7 protein-coding genes are annotated in these 12,986 nt (G+C 45.2%); all 7 read right to left on the reverse strand.

Translation table 11 applies throughout. The features are described 5' to 3' along the window. Window positions 1-121: 121 nt before the first annotated feature. From KSX81_RS11005 to KSX81_RS11035, 7 genes are read right to left on the reverse strand one after another with little or no spacing between them, the layout of a single operon-like run. Window positions 122-2,629, reverse strand: coding sequence for a family 20 glycosylhydrolase (locus KSX81_RS11005; RefSeq protein ID WP_004298104.1), 2,508 nt, complete (start codon window positions 2,627-2,629; stop codon window positions 122-124). 17 nt (window positions 2,630-2,646) lie between these two features. Beyond that, entirely contained in the window at window positions 2,647-3,549 is a 903-nt protein-coding gene (locus KSX81_RS11010; RefSeq protein ID WP_004322521.1) for a glycerophosphodiester phosphodiesterase family protein, read from the reverse strand. A gap of 57 nt (window positions 3,550-3,606) precedes the next feature. Continuing rightward, window positions 3,607-5,757 (reverse strand): fimbrillin family protein, encoded by a 2,151-nt coding sequence (locus tag KSX81_RS11015; RefSeq protein ID WP_004298101.1) that lies wholly within the window; start codon window positions 5,755-5,757, stop codon window positions 3,607-3,609. A gap of 18 nt (window positions 5,758-5,775) precedes the next feature. Continuing rightward, window positions 5,776-6,669, reverse strand: coding sequence for a fimbrillin family protein (locus KSX81_RS11020; RefSeq protein WP_004298099.1), 894 nt, complete (start codon window positions 6,667-6,669; stop codon window positions 5,776-5,778). Between the two features lie 19 nt (window positions 6,670-6,688). Further along, window positions 6,689-8,140 (reverse strand): right-handed parallel beta-helix repeat-containing protein, encoded by a 1,452-nt coding sequence (locus KSX81_RS11025; RefSeq protein WP_004322524.1) that lies wholly within the window; start codon window positions 8,138-8,140, stop codon window positions 6,689-6,691. Between the two features lie 55 nt (window positions 8,141-8,195). Next, window positions 8,196-9,971: a RagB/SusD family nutrient uptake outer membrane protein gene (locus tag KSX81_RS11030; protein ID WP_004298096.1), complete on the reverse strand. Its 1,776-nt coding sequence runs from the start codon at window positions 9,969-9,971 to the stop codon at window positions 8,196-8,198. A gap of 13 nt (window positions 9,972-9,984) precedes the next feature. Beyond that, the gene (locus KSX81_RS11035) at window positions 9,985-12,981 is read right to left on the reverse strand and encodes a SusC/RagA family TonB-linked outer membrane protein (RefSeq protein ID WP_004322525.1); all 2,997 of its coding nucleotides are present in this window, start codon (window positions 12,979-12,981) and stop codon (window positions 9,985-9,987) included. Between the last annotated feature and the right edge of the window lie 5 nt (window positions 12,982-12,986).

A 12,986-nucleotide genomic window follows, 5' to 3' on the forward strand; every position in this document is an offset into this window, starting at 1 on the left:
GAGTATTAAACTTTAATAGAAGATTACAAGACTAATAAAGACAAATGTAGAGAAAATCTTCGTATTTTAAAGAATAAAACGGCTAGAAATTAAAAGTAAATCTATTATACTATTCCACTAATTACTGCCAATAACAGCTAGTCACACTTTGCTTATCCCTATAAAACAGTTTTGCTTTTACAACCGCAGACTGACAGGCTACAGGAGTCTCCCATAATTCCGAATCAACCGTCGGTTCAGTCCCATCCGTCGTATAGCGTATCTGTGCTCCTTCGATAGAAGTATTCGCGTACAGAAGTCCATCCTGAATGGAGAGTCCGGGATGAGGCAAACGGAAGTTTATCCCCATCCGGCTCCAGCAAGGCATTTCCTTTACACTGATTTTTTCATAGAACAGTGCCAGATCGCGGTCAAAGGCTTGCTGCTCCATTGCACCGGAAAGGGTTTCCCATTCCGGATGCGCATTCCAGCCACGTTCTACCAATCCCATCACTTTAGGGAATGTATAATATTCTACCCATTGAAATCCTCGAATTGTTTCGGCAAACAATTGTGCCTGTACCCCTTTTATTTGTTTCCTGCCGGATGCGGTCAATGTCGTTTTTCCTTTTCCCACGGAACTGATTTCCACCGGATTGCCTGCCATATCCGTACGTGAGGAACGATAGACATCGAACGGAAGCATGGAGAATGCTTTGGATTCATCCACATATCCTCCCCAGAAATGTCCCGGTTCATCGGGATGAGCATCATAAGCCAAATCCAGATAGAAATTATTCACATTGCAGAGAATGACCGGATAACCGTTATTGGCTATCTGATAAGGAATCTCATCCTCTTTCCATTCCGGAACAGTCTTCCATGAATTGATACCGGCTGCCCGTTGGGATAAATAAGCATGAGTGTCTTTCTGATGCCCCAAAGCTACTTCCTGCCAGCCATTAAAAGACAAATGATGCTGTTGCAGGCAATCAACTACCCGGGTAATGAAATATTCGGCCAGGTCATGCGCCTTTTCCATGCCTTGCTCTTCCATTAACGCCCTGCATAAAGGAGATCCCATCCATGCACCCTTAGCCACTTCATCACCTCCCAAATGAATGGTAGTCAACGGTGCACCGGCTTCCTTATACATAGCCACTATTTCCTGAATCACCTTTTCCATAAAACGATAAGTGGAGGGCAAGGCTACATTCATAACGTTATCCGTATAGGCTTGTGCCGAAACATATCGGGAAGTATCCTGCAAGTCACTCAAAAGATATTCTTTCGCTTTCTCCGGATCGGTATCGATGTATTTCTTATAACGTACATTCATTGCCACAATCGCCGCACGTGCATGACCGGGGGATTCTATTTCCGGGATTACCTGCACATGTCTTTCCGCCGCATATCGTAATAAATCAATAAATTCCTCCCGGGTATAATAACCATTTCCTGATGTTGCGGCATACGGATCATATCCACCATCATAAGCCGGATACAGCCAGTCTTTTTCATCGGTTGTATGTCCCCGCCGCGATCCGATTGCAGTCAACTCCTCCAATCCCGGAATTTCCAACCGCCAGCCTTCATCATCTGAGAAATGGAACTGGAGCACATTCAGTTTGTAAGAAGAGAGCATATCAATCAGCTTCTTTAAGTTATCCACCGTTGTATAATTTCGGGCAATATCGAGCATCTGTCCCCGATATAATAAGTCCGGATAATCCTGTATAGACATTGCTTCCAACCGGAACGGGCTTTCCTGCCCTTTCAGCAATCCTAACAAAGTCTGTGTACCATTAAAAACTCCATGTGGAGTAGCGGCACTAATCCTGATCTGCTGACCGTCAATGCACAGTTCATAATATTCCTCATTGACTGCCTTTTTCCTGTCAGAGAGATAATCCATGACAATGGTAACCGGTGCTTCCGACACAACTTCCAATCCATACCATGCGGTGAGCTTCTCTTTCAACAGTTTTCCTTCATTGGCAAAATCTTCATGGAAAGTCAAAGATAGTTGTTTCTCCAACACCGTTTCTCCTCCGGTAGCAAGCACCTTCTTTACGGAAGGTATGATATCCGTCGTCCGGAACTCCGGAGTTTCCACATTCAGTAAACGAAGGTTGGTTTCGTACGTCTTCCGTGCGGCCGTCTTTTGCCATTCCGTAACAGGCAATGGAATGGTATGCAACGTCACAGGCAGCGGCTTACCTTTCAACGCCCCCGACTGACTGACCCAATAACTCCCTTCGGGTGCATGTGAATTCTTCGGCACTTCTCCGTCACACTGGAATATCACTTTCAATGAATCTCCCGGAGCCAGTGAAATAAATCCTTCTCCCGGATATATTTTAAAAAGGGTCGCATTTACTTCCTCTACCCTAACCGGTGACGAAGCATCCTGCCGGATCGAACGGGGAAACTGCGAATAATAAATCTCCCAATCCTTTCCTATAGGAGCATCCGAAACATTCTTCAATACAAAAGAATTCTCATAATATTTACCATTCCCATCGTAGCTTCCCATTTCCCAGGTTAAAGCAACCGGAGCTCTCGATTCATTTGCTGACTTACAACTGCCTGCAAGGAGCAGGATGAGCAACCATCCCGCTGCCCATAAAGAAAACTTTATATCGTTCATAAATTTAGTCTTAGTGATTAGTCATGCCATCCTTTACTTCTCAAATAATCGAGCATAAAAGCCGGACTATCTGTTTGGAGGATTCTTGCTCCCAACTTGTTTATCAGATACCCATAGCTTGCATCCGGGTCTTTCCTGGCAGCCTCATCATCATGCCCTCCTGCCAGAGAAGCCCACAAAGTGTTATACCAGATCAGGCTTTTCCCTGCCAGCCTGCGTTCCATCCGGGCAGGTACCGGACTTGATACATTCCGGTAACACAACTCAAAAGCAACCGGATGCAACTGTTCCATATAGTCCTCGACTACCTTCATCGATTTCTCCTCATCAATCGTTACGACGGGCATATAGATTACCTTATCCAGATAAGAGCCGAACTCCCGCTTCACGGTCTCCACCGGTTGAGCACCTTTCATTATCACTAAATCGGCAGTATCGGTTTTCTTCAATATAACATACACATCATCAAAAATACTGTAAGCCTTATCCAGGTTAACCATTATCTGGCCTTTGGCAGCCAGCAAAGCTTCTTCCAAAGTAGGAACCGTATGTTCCGTCAGACGGCCGTCTTTATCTTTCAACCGAAGTTGCTTTATTTCAGCCAATGTCTTATCTTTCACTTTTCCTGTACCATTGGTGGTGCGATCTACCGTATCATCATGCATCAGCACCAGCTGACCGTCTTTCGTCTTACGGATATCAATCTCTACAATGTCCACTTTCATCCGAATAGCACTATCAATAGCCGCCAGGGAGTTTTCGGGGGCAATACTCCAATTTCCACGGTGCGCCACCACCAATACTTTATCCAGGTGCGGATTCAATACATCCTTGCGGATGGCCTCCGCCCGTTGTGCAGCCAGGAAACCTGGCTGCAAACAGAAAAGTAACAAAAGCACTATAAACTTGCTTTTCTTCATATCTATCATTATTTAATCTTTCTACTCAATTTTGTTCAACGACCTATTACTTTATTGCTACAACCCGGCATCATAAGCACCAGCCTGCATCTTGTTGACATTACGGGCAACTCCTCGTTGGTCTACTCCAAAGCCGTTCTCGCCCACCCAATTGATAAATTGCTGTCCCACAGTTGCATCGAAAGATTTCACCGCATCAATCACAGCCTGCTTCGTCGCAAATTCATCAATAGTACCGGTTACCGTCCATTGGTAAACACCATCGGTCAAAGTTGCAGCGGGAAGAGTTTGGGATGAATAGTCTGTGTCTGTAGCAACAGCTCCCCAACCTGCATCCGCCGCCTGATAGACATTGTATCCTCCGGAAGTGATATTACCTGCATAAATCGTCCTGTTTCCGGCTCCTTTGGCAAATAAAGAGTTGACCACCAGGGAAGCATTCTTCCCTGCACGGAAGACACCGTTCGGATTACCTGAATTTCCAACAATGGTAGTATTGGCAAGCATAAAATAGGCATCTCCATTGACTGTGATACTATTTCCTCCGGTAGCGGTGGTACCAAGTACGGTTACATTATTCATACAGACATATCCATTTCCGGCATGAATGGCAGTTCCCCAAGCGGTCGGTGCATAATTCTCATGTAACAAGCAATTATTCATAAACAGGAAGCTGTTTGCTGCGGTGGTAGTGATGGCTCCTCCCCGCCCTGTCGCCTTGTTATTCACCATCTCTACATCATTTAGCAGGACTCTTCCCTTTGATACTTTAACGGCTGCTCCACCATCTGTTCCACCATCGCTTCCGCGATTGAAGTTCTTGATGACACAATTATTCAGTTGCAGGGTTGCATCACCTCCACCTGCCGCAACAAATACGGCACGGACACTTCCTGCATCGCTCAATCCATATTGTCCGTTGAAAGTACAACCGTCGAAAATAATATTTGTCTGATTACCCAGCACTAATAAAGAGTTGGATGTTGCTGACGCTCCACTGCCGCTATTTCTGACAAAAGCAGTCGTATATTTACGAACGTCACGCTTAGTCAAGTCCGTTCCCGTACTTGAAGGATCATATCCGCCTTCAATCGTTATTTCCACTTGCTTGCTATAACCGCTATATTCTATCTTCACGCCGGAATTTTCTTTCGCCATCTCATAAGAGCCTGCAGCTACATAAATCTTCTTGCCATCCAGTTTGACTGCATTAGCGTTGGAAATGTCGCTGTTACCATTCGTCTGTAATAAGTTGCGCAGCGCATCCACTCCCATTGCATTATCCCAATCCATACCGGTTGCGTTTCCGGCAGGCTGTTCTTTTACGTAGTAAGCCGCAAGCTGCAATTCTTCCGCATCTCCTCCCGGCAAAGTACCGCTATCCCACGGAGAAACAATGGGTTCACTAATGGTTATAATCGAACCTTCCACTTTCAGCGTGAATTCATAACACTTTGCGGGCTTCAATTCCGGGATACCGGGTAATACCAAATCTTCTCCCAAATAATTCAAGGAGACAAACGTATCGGTTGTCCCGGCTTTTCCGGGGGCTACGATGGCAGTATAAGTGCAACCGTTCTGTCCTGCCTTACCACCTTCGGGAACTGTAATGAACGGCGATATCAAAGAAGTACCCGATACCACTTCGCCATTCGTATATCCCTGATAAGAACCGATCTTTACCCCCTGCACCTTACCTTGTCCGCCTACATCTGCAAGCGTCATGATTACTTTTGCCATTTTCCGGTTCATGCCCAAACGAAGAATACGGGAACCATCGTCTGTTGCATTCTCCACAGTACACGTCATATAATCTGCTTTAGCCAGATTTTCGAGACGTTGCTGATTCGTGGGAAGCGTAAAATTAGTCGTACTGGCTCCACTTACCACTGGATAGAAAGCCGAATAAGTCACCGGCTCTGCACCCCATCTCAAATAATAGTTATCGGTCGGCACCCATTTTCCTCCGGCAAGTACATAATTCAGATACCCATCCTCACAACTTAACTGAATTTCATCACCCTCATTAAATTGTTTCTGCTGATCTCCCGCCGCACCGGGATTACTGCGGGTAAAGGCAGTATTAATAGCGGCTTCAATCTGAATAGCACCGGAATCTTCACCGTATACAGCTATATTTTTATCCGTATCACAAGCCGCCATACTCATTAGTAGATACGCAGCCAATATCAGTTTTGTAATCTTCATAGTTTATCTCCTCCTTCTTTAATTCCGGTCGATAAGTTGCCCGGTTGCCCAATTTCTGGCCACCTTAGCAGCCAGTCGGACTGTTGTGTTTACATTGAGAGTTAAGGTATGTTCCACGCCCTTCTCCAGTTCAATGGCCTCTTTTGCAGTCCAGATATACAGTTTCCCGTCATAGCTGAAATTGACAGAGAAACCCTCTGCTATTTTTTGCGGAGGCAGGATACATTCGCAGGATTCCGTCCCTTTATAGGGAGCCACAGTTGCCACTACCGCATCCGCAGCAGGAACAACTACCGGAGCCGCTGCCGACAAATCACAAGTGGCATTGACAACAGCCCCATTGATGGCCATATCTCCTAACTTACTCATGGAAGCATCCGTCGTACCATTGACCGTGATTTTTATAATCAGCTTGCTCATGGCATGATTCAAAGAGATTTTCAGTTTCCCATCCGCCGTCAAATCCTGCTCCGGGTCAACTGTTGCTTTCATCAACAGGAAATCGGAGGATTTCACATTTTCTTCGGTAGACTGGTTGGTTAACGCATTGACCGTCAACGAAGCATCCGGAGTAGCTTCACTCATAAATGGCGCATACGCTATCATCGTCACAGGTGTTCTTTCTGCATCCCAAAGCATCTGTTGACCGTCGGATGTACTCCAGGAACTGCCGGAACCAATCATTTGTTTATGATAGTTATAAGCAGCATTTTCGCTGTTACGGATCATTAATCCGAAACGTTCCAGATTCATGGCGTCATACCCTGCACGTGACAGAGGTTCATTCACTTCGGTAATGACGCGGATGACATGATCTTCGGGGAAACTGCCCATTGATAGTAACTCATCCTCGTTGTTTGAGCATCCGGCTAGTCCGATACCCAAAGCTATCATATAAAATATCTTCTTCATGTTACAGTCGTTTTAGAATTTAATTTGTCAGAACCGCATCATAAGCACCGGCTTGCATCTTGTTCGCATTACGAGTCACTTCGCGTTGGTCTATACCGAAAGCATCTTCACCGACCCATTCCACAAACACTTCTCCCAAATTAGCAATAGGCGAAGCCACCGGATTAAAACTTTTCGCAACTTCTATCACCGCCTGTTTGGTAGCATATCCTTTTACCGAACCAATCTGATTAAGATCCCACACATACACTCCCTTTTCATCCAGCGTACCATTCACCGGATTGGGATAAGCCGTATCGGACGCACTCATCGTTATTCCCGTCACGCGCTGATACACATTATATCCCTTCGAAAAGGCTTCAAAATTGCTGCCGTTCAGATTAAAGCTCGGAGCCGAAGGATTTTCAGAGAGCAATAGGTTATTAATAAACTTCGTATCACCGCCGACACCTGTCTCACAACGTACTGCTCCATGACTATCGCTCGTATTTCCAATGATTGTATTATTGGTCAGCAGGATACTTCCTCCTCCGTTCAAAGCGGCACCTGTCCCCATATTATCTATCAACGTGGTATTGTTAATACAGATATGTCCTTCCGACATCTGAATACCATTTCCCCACGAACCGTTATGAGAATTACCTTTCAGCAGACAACCATTCATAAACACCACCGCTGTCTTGCTATTACAACGAACAGCTCCTCCACGACCGACAGCCGTGTTATCCAGCAAGTTCACATTATTCAGCCGTACCTGTCCCGACAAGACAAAGACTGCCGGACCACCCTGCTTGGCAGAAGTCGTTACTCCTGATGTACAATCTCTAATCACGCAGTCGGTCAACTCGATGGAAGTATCACCGGCACCGCCGCTCACATAAATTCCACTACCACATTCGGTTGTACTGGCATCCGCTTCAGAAACATATCCATATTGGAAAGTAACTCCCTCAATGGTAATATGCCCTTTCTTCACCAATAACAAACCACAATCACCGGCATCCGCCTGTTTATTTCCGTTCACATCGCCGCTGATAACAGTCACATATGTATCTATATCACGTGCCGAAACATCGGTCCCTTCGCTAAACTGACTATATCCGCCCTTAATCGCCTTTACATTCTTACGAACGATTACACCAAGTCCACTTTCTTCGGACATGACATATTTCCCCTGACTCATGTAAATCGTACTCTTGGACAGATCGACAGAACCGCTCAACAGCTTACGGAAACCAGCCACATCCAACGCCTGTTCCCAGGAACTACCATCCATCTCACCTTCACCGAATTGAGTCACAAAGTAACTCTCCAGCCCTTTCTGCATAATCACTTCTTCGTCCAGATCATCGTCGTAGTCGGTCATCAGCGGCGGGTCTATCATCTCATAGTCTTCCTGGCATCCCTGTGCCAACAGGAGAATGAAAGCCAGCATACATAGCTTCGATATTATGAATAAACTATTTTTCATTTTCTTTCTTTTTTAACTTGTACATTAGATAAGAATAATCGCAAATTCACCGATTTCACCGGGCAATATCCGGATAACCGGGATTCTGTTTCAGGTATTCATTCTGTTCCAGTTGTGTCTGCGACAAGGGGAACAGCTCATAATGATTGTCCGCATCCCGTGGTTTGTCCCACCATGCTTCCTGATACCTGCCGAAACGAATCAAGTCTGTACGACGACGGCTTTCCGCCAGAAATTCCCGTCCCCACTCATCCAGCATTTCTTTCCGATCGAGTACCACGTTGCCTTCCGGCTGGTAAGCGATATTTGCTGTAAAGTTTTCGTAGTTACGCTTACGCACGCTGTTCAACAATTTACCAGCCTCACCCGCCTGTCCGAGACGGAGAAGAGCTTCAGCTTGAGAATAAATAATCTCTGCCAAACGAATCTCTGTATAGTCGGACTCAATATAATAACCTCCGGTAAACGGATAGAAAGGATACTTCACACAGTAAAGTCCGGAGTTGAAGTCACCATTACCCAATTTAGATTCCTTATAAGCCGGATTGGAGATATAGCCTGACTCTGCATTCCCTTCGAATCGTCCGACCTGGTCACGCAAATAAATCACATATTGATTGTCCGGATTCTTAGCATATCCTCCGCTGACAGCGGAGTTGGCAATCTTACCTTCGAGAAAGAACATACCTTCACGGGTATTGTTACCAGTGTTTACATATTGCTTATAACGTATGTCTCCCTGATACTTAGCAAACTTCCGGGTAACCATTCCCAATCCATAGTCGAACAGTTCTCGTGGCTGCTGATTGTCATAGCTCGGTGAAAGCGCGTATTTCGGATTCCGTTCGCCATTTCCCTCTATTTTCAGATAATACGCACTACCATAAGGCAAACCACGTCCGTAAACCGTTCTTCTGTCATTTTGCAGATGCCAGCTGGTCAGCCCGTAAGAACCGGGAAAACCGAAGATCACCTCATTGCACATTTCATTGTTCCAGTCGAAAGGTTCATACCAGTTATCCGCAATCGCATAATATCCGAACTCTCCTCCCGTGATACGTTTACACATATCGATACATTCCTGCCATTTCGCCTGACCGATCCATACCTCCGCATTCAGATAGAGACGCACCAATAAGGATGCCGCAGCAGCTTTCGTAAACTGTCCCTGTTGGCTACCGTTTCCGGATTGTCCACTCTTGGAGGGCAAAGCTGCCAGACAGTAGTCTTTCAATTCACTCTCGATGAAATCGAACATTACTTGCGGAGAGACTTGTTTCCGGTTTTCCGGCAATTCGTTCACAGCCTGGTCTGATGTAGTAGTCAGAATACAGTTGCGATGGGTATTCAACAGACGGAGATAGCCCCAGGCACGCATACAGCGCAACTGCGCTTTAAAACTTTCAAATTCACTGTCACTCAAACCAAAATTGGACGGATTCAATTGGTTCAAGTCATCCAATACCATATTGCATTGGCCGATACCTACATAAAAGTTTTCCCATTCGCTCAACCAGTCGCCTTGATTGATATCATCATATTGATGACGGTGATACATTTCCCACAAACCTCCATCGTACCACCAAGTGCCACGAGTGGGAGTAATCAACTGATCTGCCGGAAGTTCCTCGTTCTCATGGCGTATCCAGATACAGCAATACATGTGCTCAAAGGGACGGAAAACAGCGTTGATAACATCCTGTTTCGTGTTATAATAGTTTTTGGACATCACCTGGTCATACACCGTTTCCGACAGATCCGTACAAGACGGTAAGCCTAACACTGTGCCCGCCATCATACTCAATCCTATGATATATTTTGTTATTTTCATAATGGTTCTTTTTTTAAAAACTAACTTGTAAACCTAAAATAAACTGGAAGGCAGACGGATAATAGTTGTATCCTCCTCCGAAAGTACCCGGTGTCAGTCCATTCACTTCGTATGTAGAAGGATCTACACCTGTGAACTTCGTGAATGTATAAAGATTGTTGGCCGTACCGAACAAACGTATCTTCTCAATATACTTCTTATTCAGGTTCATGGTATATCCTAAAGTGATGTTGTCTATCTTCAGGTAATCACCCGATTCAATGAAATAGTCGGTAATCACATTCTTACCCGTCGTGATATGCGAATTCTTCGAATAGGCAGTCGTTAGCTGGTTGGTACTCATACTCTGCAAGCCGAAATAAAAGTCGTGCACATTGAATATATCAAACCCGGCAGCACCGCGGAGGGCAACAGTCAAGTCGAAGTTCTTGTAAGTGAAGTTATGCGTCATAGAACCGGTGAATTTCGGCAAACCGTTTCCGGTCACCGCCTTGTCTTCTTCCGTACCCTGCGCTACAGGAATCACATTTCCTTTCTTGTCATAAATCAGCCAGTCACCCTTTTTATCGACTCCTGCATAACGGTAGGTGAAGTAGTTACCGATACGTTCTCCCTCTTCAATCCGTTGCAAATATCCCGGATTGTTAGGATTCGCCATGTTACAGGTGGAGTAATATTTCTGCCCTTTGTATACATCATTAGAGAAGCTGACAAACTTATTGTTATTAGTGGCTCCCACTAAAGTAAAACTATAAGTGAAATCCTTTGTCCGGACAGCATTTACAGTTATATCAAGCTCGAAACCGGTATTGCGCAATGTACCCACATTGGCATAGATGGTAGAGAACAAATTGGGCGGAACCGATACGGAATAGCTACCGAGCAAATCGCTTTGTTTACGGTGGAAATAGTTAAATGAACCGGTCACTTTGTGTTTGAAGAGCGAGAAGTCCAAACCGATATTCTGATTGTGTCCCTTCTCCCAACGAAGTTCCGAATTGACATTCTTACTCGGTCCCCATACATGGAAGTTGTTGCCGCCATACTGATACCAGCCATAAGCTTTATAAGTAGCCAAAGACTGGTAATTACCTATTTCCTGATTACCTGTCACCCCATAGTCATAACGTATCTTCAAATCGTCAATCCATGAGAGTCCTTTCATAAACTTCTCATCCGAGATACGCCAGCCGACAGATACAGCCGGAAAATTACCCCATTTATGATTCTCACCGAAACGGGAGGAACCTTCGTGACGTAAAGAGAAAGTGAACAAATAGCGCTCTTTCCAATCATAATTGACACGTCCGAAGAAGCTGATTAATTTATGGTCATTTTTATAAGAACTCATCATGGTTTTTCCTTCTTTGGCTGCTTCCAGACCGGAACCCAGATTATTATACGTCAATCCGTCGGAAGAGAAGTCCCAGTTTTCGGCTCCCATACCCGAACTTACCCCATAATTATAGCTATACCCCACCATTGCACGGATTTGATGATCCTTGATGCGTGTAGAGAAGTTGGTCACCCATTCAAGATTGTTGTTGGTGTTTTTATCAAAGTCACGGCTCGCTTTTCCGGCAACCCCCGAATTGACATTAGGACCATAGGTAGACGGGATGAACCATCCATTGAACTTATCTACCTGATACTGTGAAACAGTAACCTGTGATTTCAAGACCATGTTCGGATTATTAGGATTGAACAACGGCAGCAAATTAACGGCAGCAGTAGCATTCCATTCCAGCAATTTAATCTCTGTGCCATTCTCTTCCTCATTCAATTGTTCGACAATATTCGAGCTGTCACCTCCGGACGGAAAACGATAGTATCCGTTAGCTGATTCAGGATCATAAACCGGCATTGTCGGATTATTCTTGATGACACTGCCATAGACACTGGCTGACTTGTTCCGGTCGATGACACGGGGAGTCATGTTAGCCGCAAAGGTAAACAGGCCGTCTTTCGTTGTGTGGCTGATGGTAGCACGCGCACCATATTCCCTACGGTCGGAACGCAAGTCAATTCCCTGCGCTTTACGATAATCGGCTGTTACACGATAATTGGTTCTCGCATTACCTCCGGAAAAGGTCAACGTGTGCATGTGTGTCACTCCCAAACGGGTAACGGCATCAAACCAGTCCGTACTTGCTCCCATATCGGAAAGTGGATTGGAAACCGTGCGGTAAGCACGATATTCTTCCGCATTCATAATGTCCAGCTCTTTCTTTGCTTTATTGAAGGTGACGGCAGCACTATAAGTAGTATGCACTTCCCCGTCACGGGTTCCTTTTTTCAGATTCACAAGGATTACACCATTGCTACCGCGTGTACCATAAATAGCGGAAGCGGCACCGTCTTTCAACACATCGATCGATTCAATATCGGCAGGATTGATATTTGTCATATCCCCTCCCGGCACTCCGTCTACAACAATCAACGGACCTAGCCCGGCATTACGCGAAGATATACCACGAATCTGGATACTTCCCGTACTGTTCGGATCGGCCAAAGCCGTATTGGAAACAGACACACTGGATACTTTTCCCTGCAACAGCATGGAAGCATCGAGACTGGAGATTTGATTCAGGTCTTTCGCACCGACATGCGAAATAGCCGAGGTCATTTCTTTCCGTTTCATCGTACCATAACCCACCACTACCACTTCATTCAAAGCAGTGGATTCTTCTTTCAACACGATTTTCAGTAATTGCCGGTCTTTGACAGCCACTTCTTGTGTTTCATAACCGATATAAGAGACTTTTAAATGTCCGTTCTGCGGGGTATTCACCTGGAATTTACCATCGATATTGGTAATGGTACCTTGTTTTGTCTCTATAACTACCACCGAAGCTCCGATGACAGGTTCACCCTTTTCATCGACCACCGTACCGGATATCTTGCGTTCCTGCTGCACTTCTAAAGAAGCTCCTCTTGCCTGGATGCCGGAAAACAGCATCAGCAATATACCTAACAGACAGGTACACGTTTTGAAATGAATATTTCTCATAAATA

Origin of the sequence: Bacteroides sp. MSK.18.37, assembly GCF_019129155.2 — a bacterium.
Lineage (GTDB): Bacteria > Bacteroidota > Bacteroidia > Bacteroidales > Bacteroidaceae > Bacteroides > Bacteroides ovatus.

Bases quoted from the DNA above. Each gene is read 5' to 3' on its own strand.
- KSX81_RS11020 (WP_004298099.1), bottom strand. From the start codon at position 6,669: ATGAAGAAGATATTTTATATGATAGCTTTGGGTATCGGACTAGCCGGA.
- KSX81_RS11015 (WP_004298101.1), bottom strand. From the start codon at position 5,757: ATGAAGATTACAAAACTGATATTGGCTGCGTATCTACTAATGAGTATG.
- KSX81_RS11025 (WP_004322524.1), bottom strand. From the start codon at position 8,140: ATGAAAAATAGTTTATTCATAATATCGAAGCTATGTATGCTGGCTTTC.
- KSX81_RS11030 (WP_004298096.1), bottom strand. From the start codon at position 9,971: ATGAAAATAACAAAATATATCATAGGATTGAGTATGATGGCGGGCACA.
- KSX81_RS11035 (WP_004322525.1), bottom strand. From the start codon at position 12,981: ATGAGAAATATTCATTTCAAAACGTGTACCTGTCTGTTAGGTATATTG.
- KSX81_RS11010 (WP_004322521.1), bottom strand. From the start codon at position 3,549: ATGAAGAAAAGCAAGTTTATAGTGCTTTTGTTACTTTTCTGTTTGCAG.
- KSX81_RS11005 (WP_004298104.1), bottom strand. From the start codon at position 2,629: ATGAACGATATAAAGTTTTCTTTATGGGCAGCGGGATGGTTGCTCATC.